Annotated in this window: 19 protein-coding genes; 11 read left to right on the forward strand and 8 right to left on the reverse strand. The window is 72.5% G+C overall.

The genetic code is table 11. The features are described 5' to 3' along the window. Window positions 1-7 precede the first annotated feature (7 nt). The 5 genes from ACQP00_RS23450 to ACQP00_RS23470 are packed head-to-tail and all read left to right on the forward strand — an operon-like array spanning window position 8 to window position 4,517. Entirely contained in the window at window positions 8-811 is an 804-nt protein-coding gene (locus ACQP00_RS23450; protein ID WP_433223963.1) for an ABC transporter ATP-binding protein, read from the forward strand. Next, window positions 808-1,662 carry an ABC transporter permease gene (locus tag ACQP00_RS23455; RefSeq protein ID WP_433222433.1) on the forward strand — a complete coding sequence of 285 codons (855 nt, stop codon included), beginning with the start codon at window positions 808-810 and terminating at the stop codon, window positions 1,660-1,662. The genes ACQP00_RS23450 and ACQP00_RS23455 overlap by 4 nt, the downstream gene beginning before the upstream one ends. Window positions 1,663-1,666: 4 nt before the next feature. Next, a complete protein-coding gene (locus ACQP00_RS23460) occupies window positions 1,667-2,815 on the forward strand; it encodes an acyl-CoA dehydrogenase family protein (protein WP_433222435.1) in 1,149 nt (382 codons plus the stop codon). A 4-nt stretch (window positions 2,816-2,819) separates the two neighbouring features. Continuing rightward, a complete protein-coding gene (locus ACQP00_RS23465) occupies window positions 2,820-3,338 on the forward strand; it encodes a gamma carbonic anhydrase family protein (RefSeq protein ID WP_433222437.1) in 519 nt (172 codons plus the stop codon). A gap of 12 nt (window positions 3,339-3,350) precedes the next feature. Further along, the gene (locus ACQP00_RS23470; protein ID WP_433222439.1) at window positions 3,351-4,517 is read left to right on the forward strand and encodes a CaiB/BaiF CoA transferase family protein; all 1,167 of its coding nucleotides are present in this window, start codon (window positions 3,351-3,353) and stop codon (window positions 4,515-4,517) included. Here ACQP00_RS23470 and ACQP00_RS23475 read toward each other — a convergent pair. After that, the gene (locus ACQP00_RS23475; protein WP_433222441.1) at window positions 4,494-5,819 is read right to left on the reverse strand and encodes a histidine-type phosphatase; all 1,326 of its coding nucleotides are present in this window, start codon (window positions 5,817-5,819) and stop codon (window positions 4,494-4,496) included. The genes ACQP00_RS23470 and ACQP00_RS23475 overlap by 24 nt on opposite strands. A gap of 64 nt (window positions 5,820-5,883) precedes the next feature. Beyond that, complete coding sequence (locus ACQP00_RS23480) at window positions 5,884-6,438, reverse strand: dihydrofolate reductase family protein (RefSeq protein ID WP_433222443.1); 555 nt, start codon at window positions 6,436-6,438, stop codon at window positions 5,884-5,886. A gap of 72 nt (window positions 6,439-6,510) precedes the next feature. Here ACQP00_RS23480 and ACQP00_RS23485 point away from each other — a divergent pair, with 72 nt between their 5' ends. Both ACQP00_RS23485 and ACQP00_RS23490 read left to right on the forward strand, forming a co-directional pair. Further along, window positions 6,511-7,470 (forward strand): sigma-70 family RNA polymerase sigma factor, encoded by a 960-nt coding sequence (locus ACQP00_RS23485; RefSeq protein WP_433222445.1) that lies wholly within the window; start codon window positions 6,511-6,513, stop codon window positions 7,468-7,470. Between the two features lie 35 nt (window positions 7,471-7,505). Then, a complete protein-coding gene (locus tag ACQP00_RS23490; protein ID WP_433222447.1) occupies window positions 7,506-9,983 on the forward strand; it encodes a hypothetical protein in 2,478 nt (825 codons plus the stop codon). Here the strand turns inward: ACQP00_RS23490 and ACQP00_RS23495 are convergent, their stop codons facing one another. Together ACQP00_RS23495 and ACQP00_RS23500 are read right to left on the reverse strand one after the other, a co-directional pair. Further along, on the reverse strand, window positions 9,984-10,559 hold the full coding sequence (locus ACQP00_RS23495; RefSeq protein ID WP_433222449.1) for an HdeD family acid-resistance protein: 576 nt from the start codon (window positions 10,557-10,559) through the stop codon (window positions 9,984-9,986). A gap of 174 nt (window positions 10,560-10,733) precedes the next feature. Further along, a complete protein-coding gene (locus ACQP00_RS23500) occupies window positions 10,734-11,057 on the reverse strand; it encodes a hypothetical protein (protein WP_433063982.1) in 324 nt (107 codons plus the stop codon). A 322-nt stretch (window positions 11,058-11,379) separates the two neighbouring features. On the opposite strand from ACQP00_RS23500, the gene ACQP00_RS23505 reads away from it, so the two are divergent. The 4 genes from ACQP00_RS23505 (at window position 11,380) to lepB (ending at window position 14,449) form a co-directional block, all read left to right on the forward strand. After that, on the forward strand, window positions 11,380-11,571 hold the full coding sequence (locus ACQP00_RS23505) for a hypothetical protein (protein WP_433222451.1): 192 nt from the start codon (window positions 11,380-11,382) through the stop codon (window positions 11,569-11,571). 73 nt (window positions 11,572-11,644) lie between these two features. Beyond that, window positions 11,645-12,199 (forward strand): TlpA family protein disulfide reductase, encoded by a 555-nt coding sequence (locus tag ACQP00_RS23510; RefSeq protein ID WP_433222453.1) that lies wholly within the window; start codon window positions 11,645-11,647, stop codon window positions 12,197-12,199. Beyond that, window positions 12,192-13,970 carry an ABC transporter ATP-binding protein gene (locus tag ACQP00_RS23515; RefSeq protein ID WP_433222455.1) on the forward strand — a complete coding sequence of 593 codons (1,779 nt, stop codon included), beginning with the start codon at window positions 12,192-12,194 and terminating at the stop codon, window positions 13,968-13,970. The genes ACQP00_RS23510 and ACQP00_RS23515 overlap by 8 nt, the downstream gene beginning before the upstream one ends. Then, window positions 13,967-14,449 (forward strand): signal peptidase I, encoded by a 483-nt coding sequence (gene lepB, locus ACQP00_RS23520; protein WP_433222457.1) that lies wholly within the window; start codon window positions 13,967-13,969, stop codon window positions 14,447-14,449. The genes ACQP00_RS23515 and lepB overlap by 4 nt, the downstream gene beginning before the upstream one ends. Here lepB and ACQP00_RS23525 read toward each other — a convergent pair. From ACQP00_RS23525 to ACQP00_RS23540, 4 genes are all read right to left on the reverse strand, one after another. After that, window positions 14,429-14,842: an AAA family ATPase gene (locus ACQP00_RS23525; RefSeq protein ID WP_433222459.1), complete on the reverse strand. Its 414-nt coding sequence runs from the start codon at window positions 14,840-14,842 to the stop codon at window positions 14,429-14,431. The two genes, lepB and ACQP00_RS23525, sit on opposite strands and share 21 nt — an antisense overlap. Before the next feature lie 17 nt (window positions 14,843-14,859). After that, a complete protein-coding gene (locus ACQP00_RS23530) occupies window positions 14,860-17,115 on the reverse strand; it encodes a HelD family protein (protein WP_433222461.1) in 2,256 nt (751 codons plus the stop codon). A 238-nt stretch (window positions 17,116-17,353) separates the two neighbouring features. Beyond that, window positions 17,354-17,488 (reverse strand): hypothetical protein, encoded by a 135-nt coding sequence (locus tag ACQP00_RS23535; RefSeq protein WP_433222463.1) that lies wholly within the window; start codon window positions 17,486-17,488, stop codon window positions 17,354-17,356. Window positions 17,489-17,494: 6 nt separating this feature from the next. Next, a complete protein-coding gene (locus tag ACQP00_RS23540) occupies window positions 17,495-18,586 on the reverse strand; it encodes an L-dopachrome tautomerase-related protein (RefSeq protein WP_433222465.1) in 1,092 nt (363 codons plus the stop codon). Window positions 18,587-18,643: the final 57 nt, after the last annotated feature.

Below are 18,643 nucleotides of genomic sequence, written 5' to 3' on the forward strand. Positions count from 1 at the left end.
CGTGACCATGCAAGCAAGCGGACCGGGCGCGGCCGTCGGCGCGGCGCCCGGGGTCGAGGTCCGCGGGGTGTCCAAGACCTTCCGCACCAATGCCGGTGACGTGGTCGCGCTGACCGACATCGACCTGGAGGTCCGGCAGGGCTCGTTCGTCTCGCTGGTCGGGCCGAGCGGCTGCGGCAAGTCCACCCTGCTGCGCATCGTCGCCGGGCTGGAGACCAGCAGCGGCGGCACGACCAGCGTCGCCGGCACGCCGGTCGAGGGCCCCCGCCGGGACTTCGGGATGGTCTTCCAGCAGCCGGTCCTGCTGCCCTGGCTGACCATCTTCAAGAACGTCATGCTGCCCGCGGACGTGGCCCGGGACCGCTCCCCGCAGGCCCGCCAGCGCGCCGCCGACCTGCTGGAGCTGGTCGGGCTGGACGGCTTCCAGCACCGCTACCCGCGCGAGCTGTCCGGCGGCATGCAGCAGCGCGCCGCCCTCGTGCGCGCGCTCATGAGCCGGCCCAGCCTGCTGCTCATGGACGAGCCGTTCGGCGCGCTGGACGCGCTGACCCGCGAGACGATGAACGCCGAGCTGCTGCGGATCTGGTCGGAGACCGGCGCCACGACGCTGTTCGTGACCCACTCGATCGCCGAGGCGGTGTTCCTCAGCGACGTCGTGGTCGTGCTGTCCGGGCGGCCCGGGCAGATCCTCGACCGGGTCCCGATCGACCTGCCCCGGCCGCGCACCTTCGACGTCATGGAGTCGCCCGAGGCGGCCCGCCTGACCAACCACATCCGTGGGTACCTGCACGCCAGAGGAGCCGTGGGATGACCGTCACCGCCGCACCCCCCGCCGTGGCCCCGCCGGCCAAGCGGCCGAACCGCTCGCTCGTGCGCCGCCACCCCACGCTGATCGTCACCCCGCTCATCGCGGTCGTCGCGCTCGGCGCCTGGCTGCTCGCGGTCGACGTGTTCGAGGTCGAGTCGCTGATCCTGCCGCACCCCCTCGACGTGCTCGACGAGCTGTGGCTGATGGTCAGCAGCGCCGAGCTCTACCAGAACCTGTGGGTGACGGTGGTCGAGTTCGGGGTCGGCTTCGTGCTCGGCTCGGTCGCCGCGATCATCGTCGCCGCCGTGCTGGCCCGCATACCGGTGCTGGAGCGGGGCTTCTCGCCGTACATCATCGCCTTCCAGAACTTCCCCAAGATCGCCATCGCGCCGATGCTCATCACCTGGTTCGGCTTCGGCATGGCCCCCAAGATGGCCCTGGCGACCGTGCTCGCGTTCTTCCCCGTGTTCGTCAACGTCATCGTCGGGCTGAAGTCGTCCACCCGCGAGCAGCGTGACCTGATGCGGATGCTGCAGGCCTCGGAGTGGCAGACGTTCTGGAAGCTGCGGGTCAAGGTCGCGCTGCCGTTCATCTTCGCCGCGCTGCGGGTCGCCGCCGTGTTCAGCCTGCTGGGCGCGATCACCGGCGAGTTCATCAGCTCGTCGGAGGGGCTGGGCTACATGCTGCTCACGGCCAACGCCCAGCTGCACGTGGACGCGATGTTCGCCCTGCTGCTGGTGATGGCCGCGATCGGCCTGGCCGTGCACGCGCTGCTCGGCCTGCTCAACCGCAAGGTCATCTTCTGGGAGGACCACGACGAGCAGCGCCGGCCGATGGCGGAAGAGAGCGTCTGAGCCGATGCGCCGCACGTTGTTCGGGCCCGACCACGAGCAGTTCCGCCAGCTGGTCCGCACGGTTCTGGAACGGGAAGTCGTCCCCAATTACGAAGGGTGGCGCGAGGACGGCATCGTGCCCCGCGACCTGTTCCGCACCCTCGGCTCGGTCGGCATCATGGGCTTCGCCGTCCCCGAAGCGTTCGGCGGGGGCGGCACGCCGGACTACCGGTACAACGTGGTCATCCAGGAGGAGGCGGCCCGAGCGGTCGTGACGCTGGGCGGGCTGCGCACCCACCTGGACATCGTCCTGCCGTACTTCCTCGCCTTCGCCGACGACGACCAGCGCGCCCGCTGGTTCCCCGGCCTGGCCTCCGGCGAGCTCTACACGGCGATCGCCATGAGCGAGCCCGGCGTCGGCTCCGACCTGGCCGGGATCAGCACCAGCGCGGTCCGCGACGGCGAGCACTACGTCGTCAACGGGGCCAAGACCTTCATCACCGGCGGCGAGCTGGCCGACCTCGTGGTGGTCGTGGTCCGCACCGGCCGCGACCCGGACGACCGCCGGGCCGGGCTGTCGCTGCTCGTCGTCGAGAAGGGCATGCCGGGCTTCACCGTCGGCCGCCGGCTGCACAAGATCGGGCTGTCCACCCAGGACACCGTCGAGCTCGCCTTCGACAACGTGCGCGTGCCGGTCGGCAACCTGCTCGGCGCGGAGGGCACCGGCTTCGCCAAGCTCACCCACAACCTGGCCCAGGAGCGGCTCGCGATCGCCGTCGGCTCCGTCGCGCAGGCCGTCACCGCCCACGAGCAGACGATTCGGTACGTCCGGGAGCGCACAGTCTTCGGCCGCCCCCTCGCGCAGTTCCAGAACACCAAGTTCGAGCTCGCCGCGATGGCCGCCGAACTGGAGGCGGGGCAGGCCCTGCTCGACGCCGCCGTCAGGGCCCACCTCGACGGCGAGCTCACCCCGGCCGACGCGGCCAAGACGAAGCTGTTCTGCACCGAGATGCAGGGCCGGGTGGTCGACCGCTGCCTGCAGCTGCACGGCGGCTACGGCTACGTGACGGAGTTCCCGATTGCTCGCATGTACGCCGACGCCCGGGTCACCCGCATCTACGGTGGAACCAGCGAGGTCCTGAAGACCATCATCAGCAAGTCGCTGGAGCTGTGAACGGATGCCAATCTATGCCCTTGGTGCGTTTGTCCCGTCGATCGACCCGTCCGCTTACGTCCACCCCGACGCCGTCGTGATCGGCCGGGTGTCGCTCGGCAAGGATGCCTCGGTCTGGCCCGGCGCCGTGCTGCGCGGGGACAGCAACGACATCGTCGTCGGGGAGGGCACGAACATCCAGGACGGTTCGGTCGTACACGCGAACGACCTTCACCCGACGACGGTCGGCGCGCACTGCGTCGTCGGGCACCTGGCCCACCTGGAGGGCTGTGTCGTCGAGGACGGCGCCCTGATCGGCTCGCAGGCCGTCGTGCTGTCCGGCGCCGTCATCGGCTCGGGCGCGCTGGTCGGCGCGGCCGCCCTGGTGCCGCCGCGGTTCGTCGTGCCGCCCCGCACCATGGCCCTCGGCGTACCGGCGAAGATCCGGGACGAGGCCTACGACCCCGACCTGCTGCGGCTCAACGCCACCCGGTACGTCGAGACGGCCCGGCTCTACCGCGACTCGCTCCGGCGGATCGGCTGAAAGGCGGTACCGATGCAGCAGCAGTTGCCGGCGCTGGACGGAATCCGCGTCATCGAGCTCGGCCAGCTCATCGCCGGGCCGTTCTGCGGTCAGCTCCTCGCCGATTTTGGGGCCGACGTCATCAAAGTGGAGCAGCCCGGCGAGGGCGACCCGATGCGCCACTGGGGGCACAGCAAGGACGGCAAGTCGCTGTCCTGGAGCGTCATCGCCCGCGGCAAACGCAGCGTCACCGCCGACCTCAAGTCCGAGGCCGGCCGGGCGTTCCTGCGCGCGCTCGTCGCCGAGGCCGACGTGCTCGTGGAGAACTTCCGCCCCGGCACCCTGGAGCGGCTCGGCCTCGGCTGGGACGAGCTGTCGGCGGTCAACCCGAGGCTGATCCTGGTGCGGGTCAGCGGCTTCGGCCAGACCGGCCCGTACGCCTCGCGCGCCGGCTACGGCTCGATCGGCGAGGCCATGGGCGGCCTGCGGCACCTGGTCGGCGACCCGGACCGCCCGCCCAGCCGCACCGGACTGTCCATCGGGGACATGCTGGCCGGGATGCACGCCGCCTACGGCACGACCCTGGCCCTGCTGGCCCGCGAGCGCACCGGGGCCGGGCAGGTCGTCGACGTGTCCATCTTCGAGTCGGTGCTCGCCATGACCGAGGCCCTGGTGCCCGACTACGCCCTCGCCGGGGTGACCCGCGAGCGGTCCGGGGCGGTGCTGCCCGGGGTGGCACCGTCCAATGTGTACCCGACCGCGGACGGCGACTTCGTGCTCGTAGCGGCGAACCAGGACACGGTGTTCCGCCGGCTCGCTGTCGCCATGGGACGGGCGGAGCTGGGGACGTCGGCCGAGTACGGCACGCACGTCGCCCGCGGCGAGCGCCAGCGGGAGCTCGACGACCTCATCGCGCAGTGGACCGGCAAGCACCAGTCGGGCGACCTGCTGGCGATCCTGGAGGAGCACGGGGTGCCGGCCGGGCGGGTGTACACGGCCCGGGACATGCTGGCCGACCCGCACTTCCAGGCCCGCGAGAGCATCGTCGCCGTGCCCGACCCCGACCTCGGCCGGATCCCGATGCAGAACGTCACGCCGCGGCTGTCCGCGACCCCGGGCCGGATCCGCTGGAGCGGCCCGGACCTCGGCGCCCACGACGCCGAGGTCCGGGCGCTGCTACCGACCGAAGCAGCGCCGTAGCTCGGCGAGCTGGTAGAAGGCGCTGCCCTTGGCGATCGGGCGGCAGGCGGGCGGGAACGCGGTCTCCCGCTCGTTGTAGAACATCCGCACCAGGTGGGTGTGGCCGTTGGAGTACAGGTCCCACTGGATGTTCGCCGCCATCGGCGCGACGGACGCGCCGCGCCACGGGTTGTTCCGGTACGTGTAGGGCTGCGTCGACGGCTGGGCCTTCGTGCTGCCGGGGAGCTTCAGCAGCACGGCGAGCGGCTCGACCTCCTCGGCGTGGGTGAAGCGCAGCACCGCACCCTTGTCGCTGGTGCCGTTCGCCTTCGCCTCGACCTGCGCGAACAGGTCGTCGAGCAAGGGCTGGGCCATCCTGTACGTGATGTCGCGGCCCGCGAACGCCGGCCCGCTCTGGTAGAACTCCTCGGCGTCGTCGAGGTACGCCAGCCACGCCGCGTCCTCGTCCGGCAGGAACCGGCCGAGGTCCTGGTAGAACGCGGGCGCGACGCTGTACAGCTCGAAGACCGAGCGGGCGAACGCGACCTGCTCCTCGGTGCTCAGCCCGGCCAGGAACGCCGGGGTGAACAGGCGGGCGTCGACGTGCCGGGCGACCTGGGCGGTGCGGGGCTGGTCCGCGATCCGCTCCAGCGTCGCCAGCAGGGCCGGGTCGTTGTCGGCGTACTCCTGGTAGTCGGCGTTCTGGGGTTGCTTGTGGAAGTACAGCAGATCCTTGTTCGTCACCGGCGCCTGAATCCGCCCGGCGAGCCGCGGGTCGCCGGCGATCAGGCCCTGGGTGAACGCGTCGGCGCTGTCCACCGCGCGGGTGACCCCGGAGGTCTGCACCTCGATCGGGCGCTGGTGCGCGTCGATGTCGGCGAACAGCCGCGGCAGGCGCTGCTCCAGCCGCAGCGCGATGTCCCGCTGCTCGCGCTTGCCGCGCTCGGCGAGGTTGCCGTAGCCGATCGCCGAGCCGGCCGCGAGCAGCGCCTGCACCTGCGGGACGAGGTCGGCGCCGAGCCGGGTCAGCCCGCCCTGGCCGGCCGCGCGCTGCAGCACGGCCAGGACCGCGTCACCGTCCTCGCTGTCGGACATGGCCCGTGACCCGTGCCGGCCCACCGTCTCGGTGAACACCGGCGTGAAACCGCGCGGCACCGCCTGGTAGTCGCGCAGGCGTTCCTGCGGCTCGTACGGCGTCTTCGTGGTGAAGTTCGGCTTGCCGGACCCGGCCCCGTGCGCCTGGGCGGCGCCGGAGGTCGCGGGGGCGACCAGGACGAGCAGGGTGAGGGCCAGCGCGGCGCCGGCCCGAGCGGTACGCGTCATGGCCCGTCACGCTGTCAATCCGCCCGGAACGCGAGGCGTGGCCGGGGTGGAACACCGGTGAACATCACTCGCCGGCCCGGCGCAGCACGCTGAAGACGGCCGCGTCGATCGGCTCCACCTGGGTGAACCGGAACTCGCCCCGCTTGAACAGCCGGTCGCCCTCGCCGACCGCGACCGGGAAGGTGATCAGCCGGTACTCGTCGACCGCGTCCGCCGCCGCCAGTGCGTGGACCAGGCTGAGGCTGCCGATCACCACCACGTCCCGCCGCTCGCGCTCGCGCAGCGCCCACTGCACCGGGTCGCCGTCGATCGCCGCCGAGTTCTCCCAGGCCGTGGCGTCGATGCCGGTGCTCGTGGCGACCCGCTTGGGCACCCGGTTCATGAGCTTCGCGTACTCGCTGTCCCGCCCCGGCCAGACCTTCGAGAACGCCTCCCAGGTCCGCCGGCCGTACAGCTGCACGCCCTGCTCCATCCGCTCGCCGAGCTGGAACTTGTCGTCGGCCACCGGCCCGGTGCCGTAGCGGAACGCCCAGCCGCCGTAGCTCGTGCCGCCGCGCCCGTCCGGGTCGCTGACCACGCCGTCGAGGGTCGCGAACTGGATCACAATGATGTCGCCCATGTCGGGGCTCCCTTCTCGTTTGACAGCACATACCGGCGGCCCGCGCGGAACTCATCGCCGTACTGTCGGGGAATGCAGTTCGAGGTGTACCGCGGTGATCTTCTGGCCCACTGCTACCGGATGCTCGGCTCGTTCGAGGAGGCCGAGGACCTGGTGCAGGAGACGCTGCTGCGGGCCTGGCGGGCGGCCGACCGCTACGACCCGCAGCGCGCCTCGGTGCGCACCTGGCTGCACCGCATCGCCACCAACGTGTGCCTGACCGCCATGGAGGGCCGGGCGCGGCGGCCGCTGCCGAGCGGGCTGGGGCCGGCCGGCGACGACCCGCACGCGCCGCTCACGCCGAGCCTCGACGTGCCGTGGCTGCAGCCGTTCCCCGACGCCCGCCTCGGCGATCCGGCCGACGCCGCCGACCAGCGGGCCGGGCTGCGGCTGGCCCTGGTCGCCGCGCTGCAGGTGCTGCCGGCCCGGCAGCGGGCCGCGCTGGTGCTGCGCGAGGTGCTGCAACTGTCCGCGGCCGAGGTCGCCGAGATTCTCGACAGCAGCGTGGCGTCGGTCAACAGCAGCCTGCAGCGGGCCCGGGCCACGCTGCGGGAGGCCGCGCCGGCCCTCGACGACCTGCGCGAACCGGCCGACCCGGACGAGCGCGCGGTGGTCGACCGCTACCTGAAGGCGTTCGAGGCGGCCGACGTGCCGGGCCTGACCCGCCTGCTCGCCGACGACGTGGTCCTGGAGATGCCGCCGGTGAACCTGTGGCTCGCCGGGCGCGCCCACTTCGGCACGTTCATGGCCCGCGTCTTCGCCATGCGCGGGCCGGGCTGGCGGGCGGTGCCGATCGACGTCAACGGCGGCCCGGCATTCGCGGCCTACGCCCCCGACCCGCAGACCGGAGGGTTCCGCCCGCACTCGATTCAGGCCTTCACGGTGTACCGCGGGCAGATCCGAGCCTGCGTCACGTTCGTCGACCCGCACCTCTTCGACCTGTTCGGGTTGCCGCGGGCGTCAAGGGACGGCGTTGTCTGGCCGTCCGTTTGATGTGTTCCGGCCGGTACGCTGCGTAACTTCGGCCAATGAGCCGCCCGTCCGCGTTACCCGTGCTCGTCGTCCTGCTGGCCTTCGTGGCCGGCGCCGCGGCGAGCGCGGCCCGGGTCGCGCCGGTGGACGACCTCGACGCGGTGCTGAGCGAGGTCTTCGCGGACCCGCCCTGGGCGACGGGCCCGGACCAGCGGCCGCGCGAGGTGACGATGGAGGTGGCGCTCGACGGGCGGGCCGATCACCCCGGGATGACGATCGCCTACGAGGTGCGGCTGCTCGCCGGCGATCCGCTGCTCGACTTCGTGCCGGACGGCCCGTCGCTCGGCCGGTACCTGGCCGGCGGGCCGGTGAACACCCCGGTCACCGTCGAGCGGGCGAGCCCCACCGGCCCGGCGAAGCTCCGGTTCGGGTACACCGGCCGGGAGCACCGCTACGTCTCGCTCGGCGACGGCGGCCTGCAGAGCCCGGCGGCCCGGGCGGCCACCCGCTGGCTCACCGTGCGCACCGGCCCGGCCGTCCTGGTCGACGTGCGGCCCGCCCCGAACCTGCAGCAGGCGCGGTTCGCCGCCATCACCGGCACCCCGGCCGTCGTGCTGCTGCACCTGGCCGACGACGAGGCCGGGGCGCCCGCGATCAACGCCCCGGCGGACCCGTTCGACCTGGTCGCCGGCTGGCTCGGCGAGGTTTTCGACTGGACCGCGTGGCTGGTCGTCGTCCTGGTGCCGGGGTGGGTGCTGATGGCGCGGGTGCAAGGCCGGCGGGATCCGTTCGCCGACGTCGTGCGCACGGCGGCCGTCGCGTCCGGTGTCCTGGCCGGGCTGGCCTGGTTCGGGGCGGCACTGCGGTCGCTGCCGTTCCCGCCGCTGCTCAGGCCGGCGACTTCCGATCTGATCGAGCCGGGCGTCGTGCTCGGGATCGCCGTGCCGCTCGCCGTCGCCGGTGCGGTGTTCGCAGCGCGCCGGTTGTACGCCGAGACCGTGGACCCGCCTCGGGACGGCACCGCGGCGCTGCTGATCGGCGGCGGGGTGCTCGCGGCGGGGGCGGTCACGATGATGGCCCGGCTCGGGACGCCGGACGACGGCTGGATGGCGCCGGCCGCCCTGCTCCTGCTGCTGTTCCCGACCGGCGTCGCCGCGTACGACGTGGGGCGGTGGCGGGGTGTCGCGGCGGTGGTGTGGACCGCCGGGCTCGCGGCGATCGTCGGGGCCGCCGGGAGCTGGCTCGCGCTGCCCGACACGGCGCGGCTGGTGCTGGCCGGGCTGGCGGCGGCCGTGAGCGTCGTGCTGGCGGTACAAGTGCCGCTCTGGGCTCGAATCGGCGTGCTGCTCGGGGGACTGGCGTCGGTGCCGGTGCTGCTCGCGTTCACCGACCTGCGCACGTTCGCGCGGTTCTACGAGGGAATCACCCCGAACCTCGCCGGGCCGTTCGCCCGGCTGGCGGCGGTCGGGTTCGGCGTCGTCGCGCTGCTGTTCCTGCGCAAGGCGGGGCGATCGGGGCGGGCGCTGGGGTCGCGGACCGTCCTCGCGACCGCGCTCGCGCTGGCCGTGATCGCCGCGACCGACCCGTTCCCGTTCGGGCCGCTGCACGTCGTGGCGGTGGTGTGGCTCGTGGCCGCGTGGCGGTGGGCGGTGCCGGTCGATGGGCGGCTGCGGGCGGCGCGGCTGGCCACTGTCGGGGTGGAGCGGCACCGGGAGCTGGTCGGGGCGGAGATCCGGCGACGGCTGGCCGAGGCGAGCGCGTTCGAGCTGTTCCGGCGGGCCCGCGGGCGGCTCGGGGCGGCCGACGACACGCTCGAGAAGTACGACCAGGCGCAGCGGGAGCTCGACGACGCGGCGCGGCGGCCCTCGGGTGATGCCTTCTCGACCGGCGGCGGGCGGGCGCCGTGGGCGAACGCGGTGCGAGCGTTCGGCTATGCGCTGCCGGTCGGGCTGCTGTTCGCCGGCTACGAGCTGTTCGCGATCCTGGCGCCGGTCGACGCGGCGGAGCGGATGCCGTACCGGACCGTGGCCGACCTGCTGGTGATCGCGGCGCATCTGGGGCGGTGGTTCGGGTACGCGCTGCTGTTCGGGTTCCTCTATCCGCTGCTGCGCGGCGACGGGCCGATCGCGAAGGCGGCGGCGTTCGGGGTGGCGCTGCTCGGGGTCGAGGTGCTGCCGATTCTCGACCTGCCCGCGGGTGGGCGGGCCGAGTCCTCGGTGCTCGATCCGGCGACCGGCCGGGATCTCGCGATCGCGGTGCTCATCCGGGCCGGGCAGCTGGTCATGCTGCTGGGCGGGCTCGGGCTGCTGTGGGAGCGGTGGCTGACCCGGGCGGCCGGCTACTCGTGGGACCGCGTGCGCAACGTGCGCAGCTTGCGGTCCCTCGCGGCGCCGGTCGGGACGATCCTGGTGTCGGTGCTGACCACGGCGGGCACGGCCCTCGCCAGTGCCACCGTCGCCGCGCTGCTGAGCACCGGGCCGGATCCGGCCGCCGAAAAGCCGGGCGGCTCGCCGGCGGCGGCCACCGCGAAGTAGCTACGTCTCGATCCGGGACACGGCGCGCAGGCGCAGGGCGAACGCGACCTCGCCCGCGCCGACCAGGACCGCGCCCACTCCGCTGATCAGGACCACGGTGGTCAGCGACGGGCCGGGCCAGAGCATGAACGCGAGCCCGATCAGGACCGAGGCGAAGCCCAGCACCGACAGCCACCCGCGGATCGAACCCCGGGCCGGCATCGCGATCAGCAGCAGCGCGAACCCGCTCAGCAGCCAGGCCAGGCCGAGCAGCGTGGCCAGGACGACGATCCCGCCGTTGGCGTTGCGCAGGCAGGTGATCCCGGCCGCGAGCAGGATCGCGGCCATCACCCCTGCCGTCACGCGCCTCGACGACGTCGTGTCGGAGCGGATGGCCGTGACCGCACGGACCACGGCCAGCACGATCAGCCAGACGCCGGCCACGATGCCGATCAACCGCAGCGTCTTCTCCGGCCAGACCAGCACCGCGAGGCCGAACAGCGCCGTGGCGATGCCGAGCAGGAGCACCTGCAGGAACGGCTCGTCGGAGAGGGCCGAGGTCCGGGAGCCACGTCGGTACCAGTGCGTGGTCGCCATGCTGTCCACGATTCGGTGGCCCGCGCCCGCGGCGCTCACCCACCCGGCGTGATCCCGCGCGGCGTGATCCCGGGCGGCGTGATTCCGGGCGGCGTGATTCCGCCCGGCGACGCCGAAGGGCCGGCCGCCCCTGCGATGCGGGTCGCGAGGGACGGCCGGCTCCGAACCGGTGAGCTAGTTGTTCTCGACGATCGTCTTGCCGCCCGAGGCGTAGTAGCCCGACTGGCACAGCGCCTTCGAGGTGCCGCCGATCACGGCGCGGGGGCCGTTCAGCACGTACGAGGAGCCGCTGCCCATCGGCTTGCAGGTGGTCTGGGCGTGCAGGTGGAAGGTCGACGGGTACCCGGTGCACGGGCCGCCGCGGTAGCCGCGGCCGGAGTCCGTGTAGGCACCGCTGCAGCCGGCGGCGAAGGCCGGGGTCTCGGTGACGACGAGACCGCCGGCGCCGACGGCGGCGATGACGGCGGCGACTCGCAGCGCCTTGTTCAGCTTGCGCATAAGTGGTTCCTCTCGTTCGTGGGGAACGGGCCCGGCCAAGGTAAACGCTCTCTCGATAATCCGGCAAGGCTTATACACGCCGATATCTATTCTCGCCCGTCGTTCGACTGAGACAAATCTTGCAGCGCGCATAACAGCAGCTCCGAGCTTCATGCGGATGTTGAACTAAGTCGCGGCGATACATGGCAAATTCGGTCAAGACGACGCGAAAGCGCTCTCTCGCTATCGCCGGAAAACGAGTGAGTAGGCACGGCGTAGTGCGTTGGTAGCGGGCCATGGCACCGTGCGGCGCACCAACCGACTTACCGAAAGGGAGATCGACATGCGGAAGATCGCCGATCGGCTGCTGGCACTGATCGTGCCCGCCGCTCCGGTCGCCGCGGGCTGCAGCACCTCAACCTGGTGCACCGAATGCCCGGCGCCGCGCAAGTACCTCGACATCAAGCACACGCGCACGTGCTGCCTGAACGAGGGCTGCACGACCACGACCACGTCCTGCGGTTACTACTGCTGATCGGTCTTGGACCAGCGGGGCGCGCCGGCCTCACCCGGCGCGCTCCGCGTCCCTTTCGAGCGGAGAAGATCGAATGTTGTACCTCACCGCGGCGGTCGTGATCCTGACCGGTCTGACGCTGCTGAACCTCCTGCTGATGCTCGGCGTCATCCGGCGGCTGCGGGACCACTCCGAGCGCTTCACCCAGCTGACGAAGTCGGTCATGCCCGAGGTCGCCGTGCTGGCCGCGGGCAGCCCGGTGCCGGAGTTCGCGGCGACCACCCGGGACGGCGACACCGTCTCCGGCACGACGCTGGAGCCGGAGACCCTCCTCGGCTTCTTCAGCCCGTCGTGCAAGCCCTGCAAGGCGATGCTGCCGAAGTTCGCCGACTACGCGCGGTCGGTGCCCGGCGGGCGGGAGCGGGTGCTCGCGATCGTCGTGCAGGACGCCGACCCGGCCGAGTACCTCGCGCTGCTGGAACCGGTCGCGCGGGTCATCGTGGAGGAACCGGGCGGTACCGTCGCCGCCGCCTTTGATGTTTCCGGCTTCCCGGCCGTGTGCCTGATCGGGCCCGACGGCACCGTCGCCGCCAGCGGCATGCACCTGCAGGACCTGCCGCGGGCCAAGGCACTGGCGGGCCGTGGCTGACTCGACCGCGGGGCACGTCGCCCGGCTGGTGTGGAGATCGGCCCGTTGGATCACCGGGGCGCAGGTCGCCGTCACGGTCGCCGAGGCGCTCGCCCCGGTGACCATGGCGTGGCTGACCAAGCTCGTCCTCGACCGGCTCGCCGGCACGGGTCCGGTGCTCGGGCTGGTCGCCGCGCTCGCCGGGATCGGGGTGCTCGCGGCCGCGTTGCAGCGGCTGGGCGTGTACCTGCGCAACGAGATCGACCGGCGGGTCGGCGCGGCCGCGATCGACGAGCTGTTCGCGGCGACCGGGCGGTTCGTCGGGCTGGCCCGCTTCGAGGATCCGGCGTTCCTGGACCGGATCCGGCTCGCCCGGCAGGGCAGCGACGGGGCCGGCGCGCTCGTCGACGGCGTGCTCGGCCTCGGCCGCGGCGTGCTGCTGCTGGCCGGGTTCGTCGGGGCGCTGCTCACCATCAGCCCGGCGATGACCGGGCTCCTGCTGCTGGCCGCGGTGCCGATGTTGTTCGCCGAGCTGGCCCTGTCGCGGCGCCGGGCCAGCACCCGGCGGCGGGTCGAGCCCAACCACCGCCGCGAGTACTTCTACAGCCAGCTCCTCACCGGCGTGCAGGCAGCGAAGGAGATCCGGCTGTTCGGTACCGGCGGATTCCTGCGCGGTTTGATGCTCGGCGAACGGGCCACCGCCGATGCCGCCCAGCGCCGCCTCGAACAGCGCGAGGTCGGCGTGCACACGGTGCTCGCGACGGTCTCGGCGGCCGTGGCCGGGGGCGGGCTCGTCTGGGCGGTGCTGGCCGCGCGCCGGGGCGAGCTCAGCATCGGCGACGTCTCCATCTTCGTCACCGCGGTCGCCTCGGTGCAGTCGGGCCTCGCGATGGTGGTGGCCACGACCGCCGGCCTGCACGGGCAGGGCCTGCTCTTCGGCGAGTTCGTCGCGGTCCTGCGGGCCGGGCCGGACCTGCCGGTCGGCACCGCGCCGCTTCCCGCCCTGCGCGGCGAGATCCGGCTGCGCGACGTGTGGTTCCGCTACAGCGACGACCATCCATGGGTCCTGCGCGGCGTCGACCTCACCATTCCCGCCGGCGCCACCGTCGCCCTGGTCGGCCTCAACGGCTCCGGCAAGAGCACGCTCGTCAAGCTGCTGTGCCGCCTCTACGACCCGACCCGCGGCAGCATCACCTGGGACGGACTCGACCTGCGCGAGGCTGATCCGGCCGCGCTGCGAGCCCGGCTGGGGGCGGTGTTCCAGGACTTCATGGTGTACGACCTGAGCGCCCTCGACAACATCAAGCTGGGCAACTTGCGTGCCAGTTCACGCAATCACGTGACGGCGGCGGCCCGGCAGGCGGGCATCGACGAGACCCTGAGCCGCCTGCCGCGCGGCTACGACACCCTGCTCACCCGCGAGTTCTTCGGCGAGGGCGACGACAGCGGCCCCGAGGCGGGCGTCGTGCTGTCCGGCGGCCAGTGGCAGCGCATCGCGATCGCCCGCGGGTTCCTGCGAACGGAGGCGGACCTGATGATCCTCGACGAGCCGAGCTCCGGCCTCGACCCCGAGGCCGAGCACGAGATCCACGCGGCCCTGCACACCGCCCGCCGCGGCCGCACCAACCTGCTGATCTCGCACCGGCTCTCCACCGTGCGCGACGCCGACGTCATCGCCGTGCTCGACGAGGGCCGCATCACCGAGCTGGGCGACCACGCGTGCCTGCTCGAAGCGGGCGGCCGCTACGCCGACCTGTTCCGCCTCCAGGCCAAGGGCTACGCGGTCGCATGATTCCTTCGCTGGTACTGACCGCAGGCGCCCTCGTCGTGCTCGCCACATTCCTGCGCCGCCGCTATCTGGTGGTGACGGTCTACGGACGGTCCATGCTCCCGTCGTACCGCGGGGGAGACCGCCTGCTGGTCCGCCGCACCGGCCTCGACAAGCTCCGCCCGGGCAGCGTGGTGGTGTTCCGCAGCCCCGACGCGCCGACCGTGGACGAGGTGGCCGCCTTCTCCGACGACCCGGTGACCGCCGTCCTGCCCGACGAGCGGCTGCTCATCAAGCGCTTGGCGGCGGTACCGGGCGATCCGGCACCGGTGGACCGCGTGCCCGCCCTGGCCGCGCTCGGCTCGCCCGTCGTCCCGCCGGGGATGGTCGTGGTGCTGGGCGACAACCCGGCGGTGAGCCACGACTCGCGCGCGTACGGCTACCTTCCGGCCTCACACGTCATCGGCGTGGCGCTGCGGCGGCTAGCGGTCGTACAAAGCTAGCTCCTCCTCGTCGGGCGGCTCGAACAGCGGCAGGTGCTCATCGAGCATTTCGCGGGTGATGGGGCGGTCGTCGTTGCGCGCCGCCAATCGCCTGGCGAGCTCGTCGATGGGCACATCGAGGTACAAGAGCCGGACTTTGGCTTTGAGAGCGCGTGACCTTTCACGTTTTTCGTCGCGGTCGGCGCGAAACCAGAAGCCGGACTCCAGGATCACGCTCTGGCCGCGGGCGAGCAGATCCTGGGCCAGCAGCCAGAAGCGCCGCTCCAGGTGGAGCCGCGCGGGCAGGTCGAACGGGTCGAGCATCCACTCGTCGGCGCACAGCCGGATCGCCCCGTGCTCGTCGGCGATCCGCTTGGCGAGGGTCGTCTTGCCGGAGCCGGGCAGGCCGCACATGAGGAACAGCGTCGCCGTCACGGGCGCGGTTCGGTCAGGGCCGGTGGCAGCGGCCGGTGGTGGAGCACGACGAGCCCGGCGACGGCGCGGGTCAGGGCCACGTACAGGCGGCTCATCCCGCGCGGCTCGGCTTCGGCGACGGCGGCCGGCTCTACCAGGATCACGTGGTCGTACTCCAGGCCCTTCACCAGGCTCACCGGCACCACCGGGCCCGGCAGGCCGGCGGCCAGGGCGTCGGGCGCGATGACCGCCACCGTCGCCTCCGCCGGGGCCTCGGCGAGCGCCGCCCGCGCCGCCGCGGCCAGATCGTCGACCTGGCGGACGACCAACGAGCCGCCCGGCCGGTACGAGCGGGTCGGTTCGATGCCCGGTGCCAGTGCGCGGGCCGCGTAGTCGGCGATGGCCTGCGGGACGCGGTAGCCCGTCGGCAGGTCCAGGGTGCGGATCTCGTGCTTGCCCAGGCGGTCCAGCAATGCCGGCCACGACGGGGACGCCAGGGGATGGGTGGCCTGGCCGAGGTCGCCGACCACCGTCATCGACGCGTACGACGCGCGGCGGGCGATCATCCGGCACTCCATCGGCGAGAGGTCCTGGGCCTCGTCGAGGATGACGTGGAGGTACGGGTCCGGGGCCGGGCTGTCGTCCTCCGGCGGGTCGGGCAGCAGCGGTTCGGCGAGCAGCGGGACGTAGCCCTCCTCGCCGTGCGGGTCGAAGCCGTCGGTCCAGCCCGTCACGCGGTGGCCCTCGCGGCGGATGACGGCCTCGGCCCAGCGCTGGGCCTGGAACACCTGGTCGTTGTCGATGGACGGGCCGGCCTGGGCCATCGGGGTCAGCAGGCCGGGCGCGTACAGCTCCCAGCCGTCGCGCAGGCCGCAGCTCAGCACGAACGTCGACACCAGCCGCGGGCCGGCGCCCAGCTCGCGCAGCCGCCACTCCGGCTCGGGGGCCTTGGGTTTCGCCGGCGGCGGGCCGAGGAGGACGTCCAGCTCGTCCAGCAGCGGGACGTCGTCGACGGACCACCCGGGATCGTTCCGGTACGACCGGGCCAGCAGCTCCGCGTCCGCCGGGTCCAGGGCGGTGATCCTGGCCGGGTCGGCCAGCCAGGACAGGACGTCGGGCGGGGTCAGGGGCGGCCACCAGGCGTGCAGGAAGCGCAGGAACTCGCTGCGGTCGCGGAGTTCCTCGGTGAACAGGGCGCGGTCCAGGTGGGTCCGGTCCGCCTTCGACCAGAGCGCGTCCAGCAGGGCCCGGCCCGCTCTGTCCCGGGCGCTGTTGGGCTTGCCGCCGTCGCGGACCCGGCTCCGGACCTCGGTCAGGTCGGGCTCGGGGAGGGTGAGGACCTGCCCGGCGTACACCAGGCGCAGTTGCTTCGGCGCGGCCGGCGGGGTCTGCCACATCAGGTCGGTCAGCACGCCCACCATGCGGTCGTGGCCCTTGATCGCGGCGAGGGCGGCCGGGTCGCGGCGGGTGGCCGTGACGCCGTCGACGAGCTCGCCCAGCGCGCGCAGGTGGACGCTGTCCTCGCCCAGCGACGGCAGGACCCGGCCGATGTACGTGGTGAACACCGTGGACGGCCCGACGACCAGGATGCGCCCGTCGGTGAGCCGGCCCCGGTCGGTGTACAGCAGGAACGCCGCCCGGTGCAGCGCCACCTGGGTCTTGCCGGTGCCGGGCCCGCCGGTGATGAGCGTGACCCCGCGCGCGGGTGCCCGGATCGCGGCGTCCTGCTCCTGCTGGATCGTCGTCACGATGTCGCGCATGTGCGGGCCGCGGGAGCGGCGCAGGGCCGCCAGCAGCGCACCCTCGCCGAGCACGCGCAGGTCCCCGGCCCGGTCCGGGGTCAGCACGTCGTCGTCGAGGTCGAGCACCCGCTGCCCCCGGCAGATGATGACCCGCCGGCGCACGACCCCGAGCGGCTGCCCGGACGTCGCCCGGTAGAACGGCGCGGCGGCGGGCGCGCGCCAGTCGATCAGCAGCGGTTCGATGCCGTCGCGCACACCGAGACGGCCGATCCGGTACGTCTCGTCGTCCTCGAAGTCGAGCCGCCCGAACACGAGCCCTTCCGCCTCGGCGTCCAGGGCCCGCATCTGCGCGGCGGCCCGCAGCACCATCGCATCACGCTCGACCAGCCCGGTGAGCGTGCTGCCGGAGGCGCGGTGATGGCCCTCGGCGGCGAGCGACGCGGACTGCGCGCGCATGTCCTCGAGGCGCTCGTACACGCGGTCGACGATCTCCTGCTCGGCGGCGATCTCGAGCGTTCTGGTGTCGGACACAGTGCTCCCTCGGTGCGGGGTCAAGGGGTGTCCAGCGAGCGTAGGTCCGCCGTGGCCGCGGAAAATCGGTCTTTGGGGCGATTCGTGGGGGTTGCGCGGCCCGTACAATAGAAAGTGAAAGGGTGAGCCCCCGCGTTGGCTGCTCGCCCGCCCGGCGACCGGCGTCATCCTCGGGACGTCGAGCGGCCCGGCCGGCACCACGTTTCTCCTACCGGCGCACTGACCACCGGGGCGCGGCCTAGTACGTACCGTGGCTCCAGGGAAGCCGGCCGGCGACCAGGATGTCGACCTCACCGCGGTCGAGGCGGGCGAACATCTCCTCGTGCGGGGCGCCGGAGCGTTTGATGTCGTGGCCGTGTGATCGCAGGACCAACTCGACTTATTCCGCAGGGGTTGGCTGCGCCGCGGCCGGACCAAGCCGCACCGGGTGTGCGTGGACCGGGACCCGGACGATTTGGTACGGCGGGATGCGGTCGTCGACGCCGTTGTTGAACAGCGGCGTGCGGGGAAGCTGGTTGATGCTCACGTATAGGTAGCCGTCCGCCGCGAGTGACAGTGTGTCCGGCCATAGCAGGGCGGGCGCATGCAGGATCGTGGTCCAGGTGCCGTTGGCGGCAAGTTTCAGCACCGCGCTGTGCTCGTATGCGGTGGCGTAGATCGCACCGTCCGTGTCTGACTCCAGACCGTCGGACGAGCCCTTGTCACCGTGGTCGACCACCCGAGCGGCGATCTCGGCCTCGGAGAGTTCCCGGTCACGCAGGGCCGCGGTGTCAATGCTGTACAGACGTCGGCTCGACAGCGGGCAGAAGTACAGCCGCTCGCCATCGGCCCCCAACGCGATACCGTCCGCACCGACGGCGTATCCCTCACGGACGACCCCTTGCACGACGGCGCGGAAGCCTTCCTCCGCATGGGTACTTCGGTGTCCGCGCAGCCGCGACCAACTCTCCCCGGAGGCCAGATCGACGACCACCAGGGCGCCCTCGGCCTGTGAATCGGTGAGGTAGGCGTACCCCGCGTCGCCCCGCGAGAGGTCGAAGCGGACGTCGTTGAGGTACGTCGTGGGTGTCATGGCCTCGGCGCTGGGACGGACGATTCGCACCACCTGTCCGGTTTCGAGGTCGACCTGGACCAGCTTCGGCCCGGCCTCGACGGACGGCGCGAACGCCAGGCTGCCGGTGTCCAGCAGCCACAAGGAACCTGCCGGATCGATGATCACGCTCTGCACCGACACCAGTGTGTCGGCGGCCCGCTGCGGGCTCCACCGGTTGACGTCCACGTTCGGGAAGGCGACCAGCTTGCCGTCGACGACTTCCGCGACCGTGTAAGGAACGTCGTCGCCCCACCGCGGAATCGAGACGAACACCCGCCCGGAGTCCGCGACCGTGACGCCTGTCGGCATCAGGTCGGGGATCTCGGCAACGACCTCATACTCCCGGGCAACCCACGTACCGAGCCGGCTAGCAACCATCCGGTCCGCATACCCCCGTCCCGCTGCACAACGCCCCTTCCCTTGTACAAACCGGTT

Source organism: Dactylosporangium sp. CS-047395 (assembly GCF_050942185.1).
GTDB lineage: Bacteria > Actinomycetota > Actinomycetes > Mycobacteriales > Micromonosporaceae > Dactylosporangium.